Below are 335 nucleotides of genomic sequence, written 5' to 3'. Positions count from 1 at the left end.
GCAGGCGGTGGCGGGACACGGCCTGGTCGACGCCTGGCAGCACGTGATGGTGCCGGTGCTGCACGCGATCGGCCGCAAATGGGAGGAGGCCGGCGACCGCTACGTCGAGGTCGAGCACCTGCTGTCCTGGCACGTCACGCGCACCCTGCACCGCGGCGCCACCCCGTCCGTCCCGCTGGCCGCCCCGCCGATGGTGCTGGCCTGCGTACCGGCCGAACAGCACTCGCTGCCCCTGGAGGCGCTCAGCGCGGCACTGGCCGAACGTGGCGTGCCGCAGCGGATGTTCGGCGCTGCCGTGCCCGTCGAGGCGGTCGCGGCCGCCGTCCGCAGGACGG

General features: G+C 75.2%; 1 pseudogene. It reads left to right on the top strand.

The window, feature by feature from the left end:
* Positions 1-335, top strand: a pseudogene (locus G3I40_RS28135) (B12-binding domain-containing protein); the annotation flags it as partial.

It is taken from the genome of Streptomyces sp. SID14478 (genome assembly GCF_010548525.1).
Taxonomy (GTDB): domain Bacteria; phylum Actinomycetota; class Actinomycetes; order Streptomycetales; family Streptomycetaceae; genus Streptomyces.
Note: the sequence above shows the minus strand (reverse complement) of the source record. Positions and strands in the feature narration are given on the sequence as shown.